We start from the raw sequence: 17,105 nt of genomic DNA, 5'->3' as shown, positions 1-17,105 counted from the left end.
CCTGCTTCATCTGGCTAAAAATATCCCGGGGGCGTGGGGGCATCGCCCCCAGCTTGACCCGATCTCAAGCCCGCTCAAACCCGCGGGCAACTTCCCAATCAGTCACGACGCGCTCGAATTCCTCAATCTCGACTTCCGCTGCACGGGCATAGTGTTCGACCACATCATCACCCATAGCCGCGCGTAGCATCGATGACCCGTGCAACGCATCGCGTGCTGCACGCAGATTGCCGGGGATCATACCGGTGTCTCCCTGATAGACATCACCGGTGGTGGGCGATTGCAGTTCCAGGCCTTCTTCGATACCGGCAATCCCGGCGGCCAACATGCCAGCCATCGCCAGATACGGGTTCATATCTGAGCCCGGAATACGACACTCAACCCGCACGGCCTTAGTCCCATCGCCGCACAGACGGAAGCCAGCCGTTCGGTTGTCCACCGACCAGATAATCCTTGTCGGCGCAAAGGTGCCTTTCATGAACCGCTTGTAGCTGTTGATGTAGGGAGCCATGAAATAGGTATAGTCAGCGGCATATCTGAGCAGACCCGCCATATAGCTTTTCATCAGCGCCGACATACCCAACGCGTCATCCGCATCATAAAACGCTGGCTTGCCATCCGCCCAAAGCGACTGATGCACGTGGGACGAGCTGCCGACTTTGTCGTGATGCCATTTCGGCAGGAACGTCGCCGCGTGACCGTGTTGCCAGGCGATCTCTTTCACCGCGTTCTTGGCGATCGAGTGGTATTCGGCCGTGTCCATCGCCGGGGCGTATTTGATGTTCAGCTCTTCCTGCCCGGTCTCGGCCTCACCCTTCGAGTTCTCAACCGGTATCCCCGCGTTCCACAAATGGTTGCGGATTGGGCGCATCACATGCTCTTCCTTGGTGGTCTGCAGGATGTGATAATCTTCGTTATAGCCCGAGATCGGCTCCAGATCGCGGAAGCCTTCCTTGCGGATCTGGTCAAAGCTTTTTTCGAACAGGAAAAACTCCAGTTCGGTGGCGCACATCGCGTCATAACCCATGGCTTTGAGGCGATTGACCTGTTTCTTCAGGATCGAGCGCGGCGCATGCGGCACTTCCTCATGCGTGTGGTGATCCAGCACATCGCACATCACCATCGCCGTGCCTTCCAGCCACGGCACCGGGCGCAGCGTGCTCAAGTCCGGCTTCATGACATAATCGCCATAACCCCGCTCCCAACTGGTCGAGGCATAGCCGTCCGGCGTGCCCATCTCCAGATCCGTGGCCAGCAGGTAATTGCAACAATGGGTTTCTTCCCACGCACCTGCTACGAAATGACCTGCGTGAAACCGCTTGCCCATCAGCCGGCCCTGCATGTCCACCATGCAAACCAGTACGGTGTCGACCTCGCCCGTTTCGAATTTGGCTTTCAGATCGGCCAAAATCGCTTCATTGCCCATCATTGGTTTCCTTTGTCACTCAGAAAGACCTCGGTTTCGATTACCTGCCTTCAGTCATCGTTGGCTTCTTTTTCCATTTCCATCACCAGGCGCGTTTCCAGAACCTGACCGCTTTTGTAGAGGATCGGATAGGCGACGGCGGCGATGTGCCCGTGCAAGTCGCGCATGGACCGCAGGGTTTCCAAATGCAGGTCGGAGGACTGGAAACTCTCAGTCTGACCACGCTCCAACCGTTTCAGGTGCGCCTTGCGGCTATTGCGGGACATCCGCTTGACCTCGGCCTTGTCCAACACCAGCCGGCGGGCACAATCCATGTCGTCCACCAACAGCACGTGACGCGCCAGTGAGAAACTTTCTAGAATGGCCGCGTGCAAATCTTTCAGCTCTTTCCAGCCCTGCGCTGAGAACTCCGAACGTTCGGTGTGCTTAATCTGCGCCGTCCGGGTCATCCGGTTCGAGACAACATCGCCTGCAGCCTCAAGACGGATGGCATATTCGACCAACCCTCGTGCGGCTTTGATCTGCCCTTTACTCATATTCTGCCGCGGCATGCGGGCGACGAAACGGCGGATCTCGGTCAGTTGCGTATTCACCCGCTCATCCTGCTGCCAAAGCGCAGAAATCGCGTCGTTGTCATCCTTTTCGTAAATATCCAGCACCGGGCGAAACATGCGTTCGACCTGCGTAATCATCTGCAACAGCTCGTGGCGCACCGAAGACATCGCAACGCTGGCCCTTTCACCGCTGGGATCCCCGAGCGGGGTCAGTGCATCCGAAAACTGATCCAGTGCATTGGTCTCGATCTTGGGTTCCGCCAGAAGAACCGCCATCGGCTGTTCCAACTGGTTCACGAAACCCGTGGCCAGAAGGAATACAGCCAAATTGAATCCGATATGTGCAAAAATCAGAGACTGCGCCGGGCTCGTCACCAATAGCGCCTCGTGCAACCCGCCAACATTCACGACGATCAGCATTACCAGCGCCGCGCTTCCCCGCAATAAGAGGTTGGCCAGAGGGATACGCCGGGCTGTGACCGTCATATCGCGCGTCAGCCACATTGGAATGAAGGCAGAACCCAGATTTGCTCCCAGCACCAGCGACAACCCGGCGGCAAAGGGAATTGCACCAATCTGAACCAAGGCCACGCACATCAGGATCGTCGCGACCGAGCTGTGCATGACAAAGGCCAGCACTGCGCCGACAATGAAGGCGCTGAAATAATCGGTCTCAAGATACCCCGCGATTGCGGGCAAAAACGCGCTTTCGCGGATCGGCTCAACTGCTTCGCGCAGGAATTGAAGCGAGATCAGGATAAAGGCGACGCCCAGAACGATCCGGCCCATAAGCCGTACATTCGACCGTTCGGATTTCAGGTACAACCAACCGCCCAACGCCAGCAATGCGGGTTGAAGCCAGCCCAGATCATAGGACAGAACCTGAATGACTAAAGCGGCGCCCAAATCCGCGCCCAAAACACCCGCCAGCGCCATCCCAAACGTCACCATCCCCGCCGCAGCGAAACCGGTCAGCAAAACCGTAACGGCGGCCGAGCTTTGCAGGATCGTGGCCAGAACCATGCCAGCCCCCCCTGCAACAAAGCTGTTAGAGTGGCGTGTCAGGATCGACTGGAACAGCGCACCAAAGCGCCGTTCAATGCCCGTGCGCACCAGACGCACAGCAAATAGCAGCAACATGGTTGCGGCAAAAATCTCAATCAAAAAGCTCGCGATAGCCATATGTTCACACCTCTTTCGACCGGTGCGCACAAATGTGCTTCCGGTTTCGTTTTTCTATTCTTGGAACAGAGGTGAGCATAAATGGTGTCGCTTATTGATGTCCAATCCCGACGCAAGGGAGGCCCCTCGCGTCGGGAGGACGGGTTTCTTAGCCGTAACGATAAGGACGGCCGGCTTTCAGCATCTCGGCGTTGTAACGTTTGAAGATGTCGACAACCTTCGCCTTAGTCTCGGACTCGGCAGCGATTTCGTCCCAGAACTTGACGGCGGCTTCCTCAACGGTTGCCCATTCCTCGTCCGGGATAGAGGTCAGCTGCATCTTGGTGCCGTTGACGCGCAGGTTGGCTTCGCCGCCCCAATACCACCACTGGCGATAGTAATGCGACTGATCACAGCAAACCTTGAACAGGGTCTGCAGATCCTCGGGCAGCTCGTTCCACCGATCCATATTGGCAAAGAAGTGACCTGCCCATGCGCCTGACACGTTGTTCGTCAGGAAATAGTTGGTCACGTCGGCCCAGCCAACGGTATAGTCCTCGGTGATGCCCGACCACGCGATGCCGTCCAGCTCGCCGGTCTGAACCGCAACTTCGATGTCTTCCCATGGCAGAGTCACCGGCACGACGCCGAATTGGCTCAGGAAGCGACCCGCTGTCGGGAAGGTAAAGATGCGCTTGCCCTTCATGTCTGCCAGCGAGTTGATCGGGTCCTTGGTCGCAAAGTGGCACGGATCCCATGCACCGGCGCTGATGTGTTTAACGCCGACCTTCGAGTATTCCTCGTCCCAGATCTCGTTCAGGCCCCACTGATTGAACAGCACCGGCACGTCCAGAGAATAGCGTGAGGCGAACGGGAAGTAGCCGCCGAACACGGTGACTTCGGTCGGAGATGCCATCGAGTCATCGTCCGACTGCACCGCGTCGATGGTGCCTTTTTGCATTGCCCGGAACAACTCGCCCGTTGGGACCAGCTGATCGGCATAGAACAACTCGATCTGCATCCGGTCACCGGCGATCTGGTTGAACATCTTGATCGCGGGATCAATCACATGCTCGGCCAGCGCAGGACCGGCATAGGTCTGCATCCGCCATGTAATCGTGTTCTGCGCCAAGGCAGGCGTCGCCAGTGGTGCGGCAGCAACGCCAACCCCAGCGGTTTTCAGAAACTTACGTCTTGTCGTCATGTCAATTCCTCTCCGTTAAAGTTTCTGTGCCCGTTCACCGAGCATTCTTATTATTTTCCATAGACATACCCGGGCAACCAAAGCGCGATTTCCGGGAAAATCATGATGATTGTCAGCGCCAGCACCATCACCGCGACAAAAGGAAAGATCGAACCATAGATGTCCCGCAGGGTGATCTCGGGCGGGGCCATCGCGCGCATCAGGAACAGGTTATAGCCGAAGGGCGGCGTCATATAGGCGATCTGTGTCGTGATCGTATAAAGCACCCCGTACCAGATCAGATCAAAGCCCAGTTCACCGACCAGCGGCACATAAAGTGGCGCCACGATGACCAACATGGCCGTGTCGTCCAAAAATGTGCCCATGACAATAAAGCTCAGCTGCATCAGGATGAGGATCATCCACGGCGACAGGCCCAGTTGATCGGTGAACAGGTTGTCGATGGCTTTCACGGCACCCAGCCCGTCAAACACGGCCCCAAAGCCCAGCGCGGCCAGAATGATCCACATGAACATGCAGGAAATGGCCAGCGTCTGCTTGGTGCAGTCCTCGAATATCTTCCAAGTCATCCGCCGTTTGATTACGGACACAGCCAAAGCGGTGAGCGCTCCGATGGCTGAGCTTTCGACCAGTGACGTCCAGCCATTCACAAACGGCACCATCATGGCTGCAAAGATGATCAGCGGCAGCGCCCCTGCCCCCAGAAGCCGGATCTTCTCGGCCCGCGGCACTTCATGCGCGTCTTCCATCGCCGGTCCTAGCTCGGGTTGAATGCGGCAGCGGATCCAGATGTACAGAATGAACATGGCAGCCATCAGCAGGCCAGGGATGATACCGGCCAGCCAAAGTTGCCCTACAGGCTGGCGCGCGATCATCGCATAGAGGACCAGAACGACCGAGGGAGGAACCAGAATACCAAGACTGGACCCGGCCTGAATGACCCCGGTCACCATCGTCTTGTCGTAACCGCGCCGAAGCAGTTCCGGCAGTGCAATGGTCGCGCCAATGGCCATACCTGCAACGCTCAGGCCGTTCATGGCCGAGACCAGCACCATCAACCCGATGGTGCCGATGGCCAGACCACCATTGATGGGGCCCATCCAGACGTGGAACATCTTGTACAGGTCATCGGCCAGCCGACTTTCACTGAGGACATAGCCCATGAAAATGAACATCGGCAATGTCAGTAGCGGATACCATTTCATCAACTTCATTGCGGCCGAAAAGGTGATGTCCTGCCCACCCGTTCCCCACAGCGCCAAAGCGGCAATTGTTGCCACCGCGCCAATCGCGCCAAAGACACGCTGACCTGTGAACAGCATCAGCATCATCAAGGCGAACATGAAGATGGCAATATATTCCTGGCTCATGCCCGTGAGACCCCGATTTCCTGCCCGTTGATCCGGGCTATGTCTTTGAAGAATTCCGATATCGCCTGCAGCAGCATCAGGAAAAAGCCGAACACCATGATAGCTTTGACCGGCCAGATATACGGCCGCCACGCCGTTGATGAGCGTTCAAGCCGCCCGATTTCCTCGCTGCCCGTCAGAAGACCAATGAAGTAGGAAACCGGTTCATCGCCCCAATAGCCAAGGCTGTAGGCCGTTGACCCGAGCCCACCGTAAAACAAGACGCCCAGGTAGAAGATCAGCAACAGCACGGTGAAGGCATCGAACCACGCTTTCCGATGTGGGCTCCAGTTGTGATAAAACAGGTCCATACGTACGTTCGATCCCAACTGGATCGAGTACGGCCCACCCATGATATAATAGGTCACCATTGCAAACTGCGCCATTTCTAGCGTCCAGAGCGATGGCAGAAAGAAGGTTTTGGAAATCGAGGACCACAACAGGATGCCCATCATCACAAACAGGCCCCACATCATGACCCGCCCGATCCGGTAATTCACCGCATCGACGACCCGCACATATGACGCCATCGTTTTGATCACGCCGCTCCCCCTTTCTGAAAATCTGCAAGGGTCCGCGCGATCCAGGAAACCAGGCAATCGGCCATAGCCTCCTGCTGCTCGGGCGTTTGTATCAGGTCATTGCGGATCTCGATCATGACGTTCAACAGCCCGTTCGGCAGCGCCTGCGCGTCAAGTGTATGGGCAACCCCGTCCGCCGCCGAATACGGCTCATTCAGGCGAGTCTCATAGGTTTGGTCGGCGGGTGCTGTCGTCATCATTGCCCGGGCGAACCGGTCATCCACCCCGTGTAATATGCCCAGTTCCACCTCACGCGTCTGACCATGGTAGACTGGTGTAAAGCTGTGGACCGTCACCATAAGTTCAAGCGTATCCCAATTTTGGGAGATCAGGTCAGACAGTGCCTTGCTGAAGGGCTGGTAGATGCTCTCAATCCTGCCTTCACGCTCTTCCTCGGACAGATCGACATTCGCTGGGATTTGATAGTCCTCGCTGCACGTCGGCATGGCCCCTGCGGCTTCAGGCGGGCGATTGCAGTCATAGACCAGCCGGGACACCCCGCCATACACCAGCGGTGCCGACAGGCGTGCCGCCATCAGCTTGGCCACAGCCAATGCCCCGGGATCCCACGCGATGTGGCTTTGCAGCGCGCCCACAGGCAATCCCATATCCCCCAAAAACGCGGGAATGCGGCTGGACGCGTGTTCGCAGACCAGCATTACCGAAAGGGGACCATCCACTGTGTCCGTGTGAACGACTGTTCCGAAGTCCAAAATACCGCCTTGCGATTCCAATTAAGATGCGTGTGGAAAAATTTCCACAAGAGACCTTAACCTGTCAATATTTTTCCTGTATAAATTTCACCACTCTTGATCTTGCTGAAAAATTATTCACACTAAGATCGAAAAGATGCAGGAGGAACGCCGCGTGCGGGTGACGGACAGGCTGCTGGCCCACAAAGACAAGATGACCCCATCCGAGCGTCAACTGGTCAGTGTATTGCTGGACGACTACCCTATGGCCGGTCTCGGCAGCATCACCGAACTGGCCAGCGCGGCCTCGGTGTCCACCACGACAGTCGCGCGGATGCTGCAAAAGACCGGGTTTCAAGGTTATCCGCAGTTTCAGGCCGCCCTGCGGGGCGAAGTGAAAGAAATGATCTCGGGGCCGGTCGCCAAACGTGACTTGTGGCAAAACGACCTGCCTGAAGAGCATATCCTGAACCGGTACTCCCAACAGACACTCGCCAATCAGAAACGCACGATTGATGAGGTTGATCCAGACGAATTCGACAGTTTCTGCAACTTGTTATGTGACCCCAACCGGCGCATCTTTATCACCGGTGGCCGCATTACCGGCACGCTGGCCCAATACCTGTACCTGCACCTGCAGATGATCCGCCCCGACGTGCGGCTGCTGCCCGTTGCGGCATCGTGGACACATGATTTGCTGGACGTGCGCAAAGACGATGTGCTGGTGGCGCTGGATGTTCGCCGATATGAAAACGCATCCCTGCTGATTGGCCAGCTGTGCCATGAACGCGAGGCTGAAATTGTTCTGTTCACCGATCAGTGGCGCTCACCCATTCATCGGCTGGCCAAACACACCTTTGCGACGCGTATTGCCGTGCCGTCGGCGTGGGATTCAATGGCAGCCATTCTGGTTTTGATGGAATGCGTCATCGCCGAAGTACAGGAAAGGCTGTGGGATTCGGTTAAAGAGCGCACAGATGAGCTGGAACAGGCCTTTGACCGCACCAAACTGTTCCGGAAATTCGGCCAAAGCTCGGGCTCATAACGGCTTTTTACCACCCAAACGGAACAACTGAGCGTGAGGAGTGTTGCCAGCCGCATAGCAGGCCGTCACTTTGAAGGCATGAGTTTCGTGACCCAAAACCAACTGCCGCTTTTGATCCTGTTCTTTCTGATTGGATTGATTGGCACCGCCTTTCTTTTCCGTAAACCCGCCGGGCATCGCGCCTGGAAACTCGCGGACCTCGTCTGGGTTGTACTGGGTGGCGTTGGCGCGCTGGTCGCGGTTTTGGCTGGGCTTTACACTTCGGATAGCTCGCGACTGGACCGCCAGATAGACGTGGCTTACGCCGCCGGGCTGGCCTTTGACCGTGATGCCGCGCGGTTCCGCCTGCGGTTCTGCGACCCGGCCTTTGACCCGGATACTGCTATTCTGTGCGAAAAGGTTGAATTCCTGTCGGCCTCAACCGCCAGCAATGCCGACCTGCCATTGTTCATCGCAGTCACAAATGAGGTCGCGCCACTGCAGGGGCTGCATTTTTTGTTTGGCAGTCAGGCAAAAGACGAACAGGACGAAATGCGCGCAATGGCCGACAAGGCTGATGCGTTCAACATCGATCAGTTCCTAGTCTTTACCACTCTGGACGACATAACACAGGCCGCGATCGACAACATGCGCCGCAAGGTTCCCGCGATTGCCGGTGACTATCTGATCCTGGCGCAAAGCTATGATGATCTGGTGGAACAGGTCGGCAAGTTGAAGGACGAATGGGAATACCTGCAAGACAATGCGCACATACTTGTGCTGCAGATCATCGCGTTATGTCTGGTCAGTTTCGCAGCGCCGTTCCGGCTGGGCAAGTCCGTGGTCGAGCTGCGCGCGTCGCTCAGCGCCGATAGTCCTGCGCCAGCTTCGCAGGATCTGCCCCCAGAAAATACCGCGTCAGAGTCCACAGGTTCCGCCCTCCCCGACGCAACCAGCCCGCACGCTCATAGCGATCCGCGCTCGTAACTGCCCGGCTGGGCAGCAAGGTGATGCCGCGCAAGCTGCGGACCAAAGCGACGTCCTCCATCAAGGGTTGATCGGGAAAGCCCCCCGCCTTTCGATACATCTCACTCGGGACCAACAGGCCCTGATCGCCATATGGCAGGCCAAACAGGCGACTGCGCAGATTGGCCCAACCCGCCACCCATGCCGGCGCAAAGCCTGACGCCCGAAACGCCAAGCGAAAAGCAGCCGGGGTTCCGGTGAAAAGATGGTCGACTACAACCTTACCCCACCCTGCTTGCAAAACTGTGTCGGCATGCAAAACAAGCAGCCAGTCCCCTTTGGTTGCTGCGCATCCTCTGGCCAATTGCCCCCCGCGCGAAGGTGGCCCGGTCACGATCTCAGCACCGGCCTCATCCGCAATCTTTAAAGTCAGATCAGTCGACCCACCGTCCGAGACGATCAATTCGCGGATCAGCCCCGCATGCAGGCCTTCCATCAAGGCCGCAAGGGTCGCGGGAAGGGTTCCTTCCGAATTCAGGGTCGGGATAACGATGCTAATCGGCGCAGGCACGGCGGAAACCCTCTGGTCATGGCAGCGGAAACCCCTATATCACGAGGTCCGAGGAAAAGACGAGGACAACCCAGATGCCCAACCGCCGTATATTGCGCCTGAGCGGCTCGGACACCGACAGCTTTCTTCAAGGGTTGATCACCAACGACATCGCAGGATTAGACAATGGGCTGGTCTACGCCGCTCTGCTGACCCCACAAGGCAAATACTTGGCGGACTTCTTCCTGAAGCGCGAGGGCGACGCGGTTTTACTGGATGTTGCCGAAATCCTTGCCGATGGATTTGCCAAACGGTTGGGCATGTACAAACTGCGTGCAGATGTCAGCATCGAAGACAGTGGCCTGAACCTGCAGCGCGGTACTGGCCCTGCCCCCGAAGGTGCCCTACCCGACCCGCGCCATCCAGACATGGGGTGGCGGGCCTATACTGCGGGTGCGGAAAACGACGACGATACAGATTGGGATGCAATTCGCGTGCGACACTGCATTCCGGAAACCGGCATCGAACTGACCCCCGACAGCTATATCCTTGAGGCCGGGTTCGAGACGCTAAACGGCGTGGACTTCAAGAAAGGCTGCTATGTCGGGCAAGAAGTCACCGCGAGGATGAAACACAAGACCGAGCTGCGCAAAGGCTTGCGTGGCGTCAGCGTCAGTGGTTCAGCACCAGTTGGAACTGCAATTACTTCTGGCGGAAAACCGGCCGGTACATTGTTCACCCAATCCAATGGCCGCGGGATCGCCTATTTGCGATTGGACCGCGTAGGTGACGACATGCAGGCTGGTGACGCCACCATACAGTTGGACACTTAACGTGTTGCCGAACCGGCACGGCTGACCAGCTGACTGAATTGGCGTGGTTTGAACATAGCCAAGTGCGCTGTCACACTGGTTTGAATTCAGCAATCCGGATGCACGTATGTTCCAGCTATACAGGGCAATCTGGCGCGCCAGCGCCGGACGGCAGATCATCCTCATCGTTCTGTCCATCGCGATCGCGGGTCTGGCTGCAGTTCCGCTGGAGTTTCAGCGCGACATCATCAACCACCTGACCTCAGCCGACGTAACTACGGACAAGCTGATCTACCTGGGTGCCGGAATGATGTCGGTCATCTTACTCAGCCTCGCCCTAAAGTGGCTTTTGAGCTATCGCGCAGGAACGTTGGGCGAAGACCTGATCCGCATGATCCGCCAAAGGCTGCTACTGCGCGCCTCAGATATCAATGTCTCGGGCGAAACGATGCGCAAGGGCACGATGACCACGGCGATTTCAGCCGAGGCAGAAGAGCTGGGGAAATTCGCGGGCGGCGCTTTCTCGGACCCGGTCGTTCAGATCGGCACGTTGATCAGTGTGATCGGCTATATCTCGTCAACGCAACCGGGGCTGGGCATGATCGCCTTTTCGATGATCGTGCCGCAGATCATCATCGTGCTGGTATCCCAACGCAAGGTGAACGTGTTTGTCGCCGAACGTGTCCGGATATTACGCGGAGCCAACGATAAGCTGAATGTCGAGCGGATCAACGAAGTCGCGCGCGAGGTTGAGGCGCAGTTCGACGATATCTACGAAACGCGGCGCAGGATGTTCATCTGGAAACTTTCTGCCAAGTTTCTGTTGAGCGTCATAAACGGAGCGGGAACCGTTGGCGTGCTGATGCTGGGTGGCTATTTGGTTCTGAACGGGAAAACGGATGTCGGCACTGTTGTCGCCGCCACAAGCGGCCTCAGCCGCATTCAGGGGCCCACGGCATTCCTGATCGCCTTTTACCGGCAGGTCAGCGCCAATCGTATCAAGTATGAACTGATGCTTGAACTGTTTGGCCCCAACCCCGAACGGTATCGCCAAATCAGACGGGGCCGCTGATAAAGAAAAACCGCGTGGCACCAGTCCACGCGGTTTTTCTTTACTCTGGTAAACGCGTGGTTACGCGCGTTCGGAGTATTCCATGGTTTCGGTGTTCACCACGATCATCTCATCCTGACCAACAAATGGCGGCACCATGACTTTGACACCGTTGTCCAGAATGGCTGGCTTGAACGAATTCGCGGCGGTCTGACCTTTGACCACAGGCTCGGTCTCTACGATCTTGCAGGTCACTTTCTGAGGCACCGTGGCGTTCAGAGCCTCGCTTTCATAAAATTCGACGACAATTGTCATGCCGTCCTGCAGAAACGGGCGGCGTTCGCCCAGCAGTTCCGCGGGCAGTTCAATCTGCTCATACGTCTCGGAATCCATGAAGACCAACATGCCGTCAGATTCGTACAGGAACTGCTGATCTTTCTGTTCAAGACGCACGCGTTCCACTTTGTCAGCCGAGCGGAACCGCTCGTTCAACTTCGAGCCATTGCGCAGATTGCGCAGTTCGACCTGCGCAAAAGCGCCGCCTTTACCGGGCTTTACGTGGTCAACTTTGACTGCGGCCCACAGCCCGCCGTTATGCTCAAGCACATTTCCGGGGCGAATTTCGTTCCCATTTATCTTGGGCATGACTTAAATCCTTCACAAACGGTTGATGCGTCAGTTCCCGCTCCTATATCTGGCGGGAACACACCTGACAAGATGACGAGACCTAGTGCTGCACTTGCAGCAAGCTATGCAAATGACGCAACGCAACTATGCATATTAAGTGTATCCGAATCGCACTTAATCGGTCATAAGAACCGTCACGCCGAAAATGCAAGAGCAAGAACAACAAGGAAGACGAGATGAGAGATTTCGTTGACGGCACTGCCTTTAATAACGAGCAAGGCAATCGTGCACGCAAACTTTTCGCGGCCGTCGTACTGGCTGCGCTGGATGACGCTATTGCCGACGACAAGAAGTATGGCAATGGCCCGGAACAAATCGCCCGTTGGGCGCGTTCTCGTGATGGTCGCGAAGTACTGTCGTGCGCGGGTATCGACCCGAATGAGCGCGTTGTTGGCGGACTGATGGAGTTCGTTGGACGTGGTGTACGCACCTCGGTTGCACTGTCGCGTGAAGAAAGCGAACGTCGCAACGCGGCCCAACAAGCAGAAGCCGCCTGATCCAAGGTGACTTTCGCATGAAAAAGCGCGCTCCCTAGCTGGGAGCGCGCTTTTCTTATGCAATCAATCAAAAGAACAACAGCCACTGCCGCGCGACCCATAGTTCGGCCATCAGCAGCACGGCAAAGAACGTTTTTGCCCCGGTGGGCATGCCGCGACGCCACAAAATGGCGAAACACGCGACACAAAGCACGGCCGAAATTGGCGCCACCCATAAGGCGTGATGCGTGCTGTCCCAATAGCTGACAGGACTGTGAAACACCCAGTTGCTGAATGGCCAGAACTGCGGCCGCCCATCCCCGGCATGCAGCAGAAAATCCACCGAAAGATGCAGCAACCCGGCCGACACCCCAACGGTCCAGACCTTCCAGCGCATCCATACCCCGACAAGCAAGGCACCCCCCCAAAGGACAAAGGAATTGTCGATCGCAAACACGGTCTGCCAGCCGTCGGAAAAGTATAACTGATCGAATACCACGCTTGGGGCTATCCCAAGCACGAAAAGGGATGTACCTGCCAGCACGTAGAGCGACAGGTCCGGCAATAGCGAACCCAACAGAGCGGCCCACAGGATACGTCCGTGGGCTGGGCGGGCAAAGGCGGCAGCTCCGATCAAAAGGTGCGCTGGCGTGTTCAACTTTGGCTTTTCCTTTGCCCGCAAATCAGGTCATCTGCGCGTCAACATAGGAGACAGGCCATGGTTCGGTCCATCATGATTCAGGGCACCGGCAGCAATGTCGGGAAATCGGTTCTAGTGGCCGGTCTGGCGCGGGCCTTCACCCGGCGCGGTTTACGTGTTGCACCGTTCAAACCACAGAACATGTCGAACAATGCCGCCGTCACCGAAAATGGCGGAGAGATCGGGCGCGCACAGGCTTTGCAAGCGTTGGCGGCGCGGCGTGCGACGCATACGGACATGAACCCGATTCTGCTGAAACCGGAAACCGACACTGGCGCTCAGATCATCGTACAAGGCCAACGCGCGGGCACGATGAAAGCGGGCGATTACCGCAAGGATAAATCCAAACTGCTGGGCGCGGCACTTGAAAGCTTTGACCGCTTGTGCAGTGACGCGGATCTTGTCCTGATCGAAGGTGCGGGCAGCCCGGCCGAAACCAACCTGCGCAAGGGTGACATCGCCAATATGGGATTTGCGCGCGCTGCAGGCGTACCGGTTATTCTGGTAGGTGATATTCACCGCGGGGGGGTCATTGCCCAGATCGTGGGCACCCAGGCGGTATTGGATGCAGGCGATCTTGAGATGATCCGGGGTTTTGCCGTCAATCGGTTCAAGGGCGACGTATCCCTTTTCGACGAAGGTCGCGATGAAATCGCTGCACGTACCGGATGGCCCTGTCTCGGCGTCGTTCCCTGGTTCCATGATGCGTGGAAACTACCGGCCGAGGATATGATGGATATCCGGTCCCACTCTGGCGGGGCCTGCAAGGTGGTAGTTCCGCAGTTGGAACGCATGGCCAATTTTGACGACCTCGATCCGCTGTCTGCCGAACCCGGTGTCTCGGTCGAAATCGTGCCAGCAGGACGCCCCCTTCCCGGTGATGCCGATTTGGTACTGCTGCCCGGCAGCAAATCCACCATCGGCGATCTGGCTTACTTCCGGGCCCAGGGCTGGGACATCGACCTATATGCCCACGTCCGCCGGGGCGGCCATGTTCTGGGTCTGTGCGGCGGCTATCAAATGCTGGGCAAGACGATCGCTGATCCGGATGGCGTCGACGGACAACCGGGGACTGTGGAAGGGTTGGGCCTGCTGGATGTTGAGACCGTGATGGCAGGGAAGAAACAGGTAACGCTCACTTCAGCCCGCGCCCTTAACGGAGGAGAACCGGTGTCGGGCTACGAGATCCACATGGGCCGTACCGAAGGCCCTGATTGCGCCCGCGCTTGGCTAGAGGTCGAGGGGCGGCCAGAAGGTGCTGCAAACGCCTCTGGTCGTATCCGCGGCAGTTACCTGCACGGTATCTTCAGCTCGGACGCATTCCGCGCGTCTTACCTGTCGCAGTTGGGCGTGACCTCGGACTTGGCCTATGAAGACGGAGTCGAAGAGACGCTGGACGCGCTGGCGGATCACCTTGAACGGAATATGGATCTGGACCGCCTGCTGGCGCTTGCAGAAGCGCCCCAAAGGGCCTGAGCGCTACTCGAGGTCCTGCTCGGCCAGGGCCTTGTAGATTTCGCGCCGAACCATCTTGCGGACGTTGCGGGTGATGCGTTCGCCCAAAACACCCTGCAATTCTTCACGAACAACTTCGGCGATCATTTTGCGCAATGCGTCTTCGCTTATGCCAGCTATCGCAGAATCTTCCGCTGCTGCTTCGACAGGGTGAGCAGGTGGTGCGGTGATCACCTCGGGGTCGCGAATGAAAGTTGCCTTGGTCGTTGCCACAGCTTCTTTAGCCTTTGCCTGAGTGGGTTCGGCTTTCTTTCCCCCGGTATCCGAAAATTCTTTGCGTGCGCTGAATTCAAGGGCTTTCGCCGGAGTACCGGAGTACTCGTCTTCGCTGTCGCCGTCCGGCTCCCACTGGTCCTCAGTGCGTGCAATCGCCGCCTCTAGGGCTTCGATCTTTGCGCTCAGGCTGTTGGTCGGGTTTTTGGGCGGCTCTGGCGCGGCTTGTTCTTTGTTGGCGGGATCTTCACGATTTACAATGTCGCACGCGCGCAAAAGCATCGGCTTGACCGACGCGTCGGCCGTGTAGCCTGCTTTGGCTTCGGCTTCAATCTCCGGGCTGTCTTGAATGCTGGACGTTCCGCCGACTCGCAATGCATCGGTAAGCACCAATCGCCCGGGCTTGCGGGCGATTGAAGGCGTGGGTTCAGAGGTTTGCTCACCTCTTTCACCGACCAGCCGTTTGATCGAGGACAGCACGTCCTCTACTCTGCCGTTCACGACTTTTTCCGTCATTGTTCTCTACCGCTCTATCCTCAGGATTGAGTGTAGCCAAACAAGCCGGGCGTCACAACAGATAGTATTGGCTCTTAGTCGCGGCGCAGTGCTTTGAGAACGCGATCCAGGTCCTTGCTTTGTCTGCTGACCTGAGCCGGCGCTTTCTTGACCAGGTTATAATACAGCGTCGGATCATAGATCTGCACCGCCAGTCCCAGACGTTCGGCGGTCAACAGGCCCTGTGCTTGCAACAGCTGGTAAGCCGCACGCGAACGCTCGATACGCGATGCGACCTCGGCCAGCTGCGCATCCAGCAAATCCTGCTGGGCGTTCAAAACGTCCAGCGTGGTCCGTGCACCCAAAGTGGCCTCTTCGCGAATACCGTCAAACGCCACTTTCGATGCGCGAACCCGTTCGCTCGACGCCCGCAAACTTGCAGATGCCGCCTGGAAACGGGCATAGGCTTCGGTCACACCCTGAGTGATATCTTTTTGCACATTCAACAGGTTGGCACGCGATGCATCCCGTGTGGCCATGGCGCGGCGCACGCTTGCGGCCAAACGGCCACCGGCATAAATCGGCTGGTTGAAATTCAACGAAACAGTGCCGTCTCTGATGTTGTCGTCGTTGTCGTAGCTCTCAGTGATACCGGCATCGGCATTCAGGCTGACATTCGGACCCAGGTTGGCGCGCCGCTGCGCCACGATCAGGTCGAAGGCACGCACCTGGTGCTGAGCCGAAAGAATGGCCGGGTGATTACGCTGCGCAAGGCTGACAGCCTGCGGTTCCGAGCTTGGTAGGTTTGGCAGGCTCGGTTGACCGGCCGTGCGTCCGGGCGATTTGCCAACGGCATTCACGTATTCCGCCTGCGCCGTGTCGAGGTTACCGCGCGCAACAGCCAGATCAGCTTGTGAGCTTGCAAGCTGGGCTTGTGACAGCGCAACGTCCGTACGCGTGACTTCGCCTACATCGAACCGGTCCTGCGATGCGCGCAGTTCTTCGGCCGACACGTCGACGTTGTTCAGGCGAATCTGTACGGTTTCTTCCTGCAACAGCACTTCGAGATACGCATTGGCACCACGGAACAGAACCCGTTGTTCGATATCAACAAGGGTCTGCCTGGTCGACAGCACCGTTTCTTGCGCCGATTGCTTGCCCAGAACGGCGGCCCCACCATCGTAGAGCAGTTGGCTGAGGGTCAGCCCCGTGAAGAAGTTGTTCGGGTCGGGTCTTGTCACCACATTGTTGACTTCGCGACGCGTGTAGTCGTGGCTAATTGCAACCGTCCAGTTGATGATCGGTCGAAGCGCCGACAACGCGATTGCCACGTCTTCGTCTGCTGCACGCAACAAGGCGCGGTTTTGTTCCAACAAACCGCTGGTATTGTAAGCGCCAATGAATGCGTCAGTTATATTGTCGGCCCAAACGGCCCGTCCCGGCACAAAGCTAAGTGCGACCCCTGCAGTCAGCGCCAGCGCTTTGACCAGCTTCCCTCCCGCCATAGAACCCATAACGAAATCCTCTCAAATCGAATTTACCCTGCTCTGCCTATAGTTTGCGCGTTTGCGTTAAACTAATCAAGGCGG

The 17,105-nt window shown here is 57.3% G+C and carries 16 protein-coding genes and 1 pseudogene; 6 read left to right on the top strand and 11 right to left on the bottom strand.

Annotated features, from left to right (window positions below; translation table 11 throughout):
• Positions 1-64: 64 nt before the first annotated feature.
• The 6 genes from AC2FI8_RS05030 to AC2FI8_RS05005 all read right to left on the bottom strand — a co-directional run bounded on the left by AC2FI8_RS05030 (position 65) and on the right by AC2FI8_RS05005 (position 7,048).
• The gene (locus tag AC2FI8_RS05030; protein ID WP_496766873.1) at positions 65-1,426 is read right to left on the bottom strand and encodes a glutamine synthetase family protein; all 1,362 of its coding nucleotides are present in this window, start codon (positions 1,424-1,426) and stop codon (positions 65-67) included.
• Positions 1,427-1,476: 50 nt separating this feature from the next.
• Complete coding sequence (locus tag AC2FI8_RS05025) at positions 1,477-3,162, bottom strand: Na/Pi cotransporter family protein (RefSeq protein ID WP_496777566.1); 1,686 nt, start codon at positions 3,160-3,162, stop codon at positions 1,477-1,479.
• 148 nt (positions 3,163-3,310) lie between these two features.
• Entirely contained in the window at positions 3,311-4,345 is a 1,035-nt protein-coding gene (locus AC2FI8_RS05020) for a TRAP transporter substrate-binding protein (protein WP_170417601.1), read from the bottom strand.
• A gap of 50 nt (positions 4,346-4,395) precedes the next feature.
• On the bottom strand, positions 4,396-5,715 hold the full coding sequence (locus AC2FI8_RS05015; protein WP_496777564.1) for a TRAP transporter large permease: 1,320 nt from the start codon (positions 5,713-5,715) through the stop codon (positions 4,396-4,398).
• The gene (locus AC2FI8_RS05010; RefSeq protein WP_496723875.1) at positions 5,712-6,284 is read right to left on the bottom strand and encodes a TRAP transporter small permease subunit; all 573 of its coding nucleotides are present in this window, start codon (positions 6,282-6,284) and stop codon (positions 5,712-5,714) included. The genes AC2FI8_RS05015 and AC2FI8_RS05010 overlap by 4 nt, the downstream gene beginning before the upstream one ends.
• An 8-nt stretch (positions 6,285-6,292) precedes the next feature.
• Entirely contained in the window at positions 6,293-7,048 is a 756-nt protein-coding gene (locus tag AC2FI8_RS05005; protein WP_496777562.1) for an N-formylglutamate amidohydrolase, read from the bottom strand.
• 136 nt (positions 7,049-7,184) lie between these two features.
• Here AC2FI8_RS05005 and AC2FI8_RS05000 point away from each other — a divergent pair, with 136 nt between their 5' ends.
• Together AC2FI8_RS05000 and AC2FI8_RS04995 are read left to right on the top strand one after the other, a co-directional pair.
• Positions 7,185-8,072, top strand: a complete 888-nt coding sequence (locus AC2FI8_RS05000; protein ID WP_496777560.1) for a MurR/RpiR family transcriptional regulator — start codon at positions 7,185-7,187, stop codon at positions 8,070-8,072.
• Between the two features lie 78 nt (positions 8,073-8,150).
• Positions 8,151-8,906 (top strand): annotated as a pseudogene (locus AC2FI8_RS04995) (hypothetical protein); the annotation flags it as partial.
• Positions 8,907-8,913: 7 nt separating this feature from the next.
• Here the strand turns inward: AC2FI8_RS04995 and AC2FI8_RS04990 are convergent.
• Complete coding sequence (locus tag AC2FI8_RS04990) at positions 8,914-9,588, bottom strand: TIGR04283 family arsenosugar biosynthesis glycosyltransferase (protein WP_496777557.1); 675 nt, start codon at positions 9,586-9,588, stop codon at positions 8,914-8,916.
• A gap of 74 nt (positions 9,589-9,662) precedes the next feature.
• Between AC2FI8_RS04990 and ygfZ the strand changes: the two genes are divergently transcribed.
• Both ygfZ and AC2FI8_RS04980 read left to right on the top strand, forming a co-directional pair.
• Positions 9,663-10,400: a CAF17-like 4Fe-4S cluster assembly/insertion protein YgfZ gene (ygfZ, locus tag AC2FI8_RS04985; RefSeq protein WP_496766868.1), complete on the top strand. Its 738-nt coding sequence runs from the start codon at positions 9,663-9,665 to the stop codon at positions 10,398-10,400.
• Positions 10,401-10,506: 106 nt separating this feature from the next.
• Positions 10,507-11,451, top strand: coding sequence for an ABC transporter transmembrane domain-containing protein (locus tag AC2FI8_RS04980; RefSeq protein ID WP_496739643.1), 945 nt, complete (start codon positions 10,507-10,509; stop codon positions 11,449-11,451).
• 60 nt (positions 11,452-11,511) lie between these two features.
• On the opposite strand, the gene efp is transcribed toward AC2FI8_RS04980, so the two are convergent.
• Complete coding sequence (gene efp / locus AC2FI8_RS04975; RefSeq protein WP_496723679.1) at positions 11,512-12,075, bottom strand: elongation factor P; 564 nt, start codon at positions 12,073-12,075, stop codon at positions 11,512-11,514.
• Positions 12,076-12,293: 218 nt separating this feature from the next.
• On the opposite strand from efp, the gene AC2FI8_RS04970 reads away from it, so the two are divergent.
• The gene (locus AC2FI8_RS04970) at positions 12,294-12,614 is read left to right on the top strand and encodes a DUF6280 family protein (RefSeq protein WP_008757056.1); all 321 of its coding nucleotides are present in this window, start codon (positions 12,294-12,296) and stop codon (positions 12,612-12,614) included.
• A 67-nt stretch (positions 12,615-12,681) separates the two neighbouring features.
• Here the strand turns inward: AC2FI8_RS04970 and AC2FI8_RS04965 are convergent, their stop codons facing one another.
• Positions 12,682-13,251, bottom strand: coding sequence for a cobalamin biosynthesis protein CobQ (locus AC2FI8_RS04965; protein WP_496777555.1), 570 nt, complete (start codon positions 13,249-13,251; stop codon positions 12,682-12,684).
• Between the two features lie 60 nt (positions 13,252-13,311).
• On the opposite strand from AC2FI8_RS04965, the gene AC2FI8_RS04960 reads away from it, so the two are divergent.
• Positions 13,312-14,769 (top strand): cobyric acid synthase, encoded by a 1,458-nt coding sequence (locus tag AC2FI8_RS04960; protein ID WP_496777553.1) that lies wholly within the window; start codon positions 13,312-13,314, stop codon positions 14,767-14,769.
• 3 nt (positions 14,770-14,772) lie between these two features.
• Here AC2FI8_RS04960 and AC2FI8_RS04955 read toward each other — a convergent pair whose 3' ends face one another.
• Together AC2FI8_RS04955 and AC2FI8_RS04950 are read right to left on the bottom strand one after the other, a co-directional pair.
• Complete coding sequence (locus AC2FI8_RS04955) at positions 14,773-15,522, bottom strand: hypothetical protein (RefSeq protein ID WP_496766864.1); 750 nt, start codon at positions 15,520-15,522, stop codon at positions 14,773-14,775.
• A gap of 89 nt (positions 15,523-15,611) precedes the next feature.
• Positions 15,612-17,030, bottom strand: a complete 1,419-nt coding sequence (locus AC2FI8_RS04950) for a TolC family outer membrane protein (protein ID WP_496777551.1) — start codon at positions 17,028-17,030, stop codon at positions 15,612-15,614.
• Positions 17,031-17,105 lie beyond the last annotated feature (75 nt).

The sequence above is a fragment of the Ruegeria sp. CDSB029 genome (genome assembly GCF_059611125.1).
This window is presented reverse-complemented; position numbering and strand designations above follow the sequence as displayed.